This window comes from Streptomyces sp. NPDC046215, from assembly GCF_040646215.1.
GTDB classification, from domain to species: Bacteria; Actinomycetota; Actinomycetes; order Streptomycetales; family Streptomycetaceae; genus Streptomyces; species Streptomyces stramineus.
On record NZ_JBEYZW010000208.1, the window covers coordinates 1 to 1,128 of the forward strand.

General features: G+C 65.4%; 1 protein-coding gene. It reads left to right on the forward strand.

The features are described 5' to 3' along the window. Nucleotides 1-94: 94 nt before the first annotated feature. Nucleotides 95-1,128, forward strand: a 1,034-nt coding sequence (locus tag ABZ951_RS33885; RefSeq protein ID WP_344098242.1) for an IS630 family transposase, incomplete at its 3' end; no start/stop codon positions are given.

The following is a 1,128-nucleotide window of genomic DNA, read 5'->3' on the forward strand; positions in this document are numbered from 1 at the left end:
CTAGTGTCCTGAGTCGGAGATTCGTCGTTGGTCTGGTGTGAGTCGTCCTGGACCGAAGATCCCGCCGGTGGTGCTGTCCGATGCCGAGCGGGCGATGTTGCAGTCGTGGGTGCGTCGTCGTTCGAGTGCCCAGTCGTTGGCGTTGCGGTCGCGGATCGTCCTGGAGAGCGCGGACGGTCATGCGATTGCTGAAGTCGCACGGCGGCTTGGCGTTACCACGGATACCGTCCGTGCCTGGCGGCGGCGGTTTCTTGAACGCCGGCTGGACGGCCTGTGTGACGAGCCCCGGCCGGGTGTCCCGCGGAAGATCACCGATGCTGACGTGGAGCGTGTCATCGTCAAGACGCTGGAGGAGACACCGAAGGACGCGACCCACTGGTCGACCCGTTCGATGGCCGCGGCCACGGGGATGTCGCAGTCGGCGATCTCACGGATCTGGCGTGCGTTCGCTCTCCAGCCGCACCGGGCCGAGACGTTCAAGATGTCGAAGGACCCGCTGTTCATCGACAAGGTCCGTGACGTGGTCGGACTGTATCTCGACCCGCCGGAGCGGGCCCTGGTGCTGTGCGTCGACGAGAAATCCCAGATCCAGGCCCTGGACAGGTCCCAGCCGGTCCTGCCGATGATGCCCGGGGTGCCCGAACGCCGCAGTCACGACTACGTCCGCGCGGGCACCACGACTCTCTTCGCAGCCCTGGACACCGCGACAGGGAAGGTCATCGGTTCGCTCCACCGCCGTCACCGCGCGGTGGAGTTCAAGAAGTTCCTGGCCAAGCTCGACAAGGAAGTTCCAGCCGGCCTCGAGGTCCACCTGATCCTGGACAACTACGTCACCCACAAGGTCCCGGCGGTCAGGAAGTGGCTGCTGGCGCATCCGCGCTTCCACCTGCATTTCACCCCGACCGGGTCCTCGTGGCTGAACCTGGTGGAGCGGTGGTTCGCCGAACTCACCACGAAGAAACTCCGCCGCGGCGTCCACCGCTCCGTCCAGGCTCTCGAACGCGACATCCGGGCCTGGCTCGCCGACTGGAACGAGCATCCCAGGCCGTTCGTCTGGACGAAGACCGCCGACGAGATCCTCGACAAAGTCGCCACCTACTGCAGACGAATCTCCGACTCAGGACACTA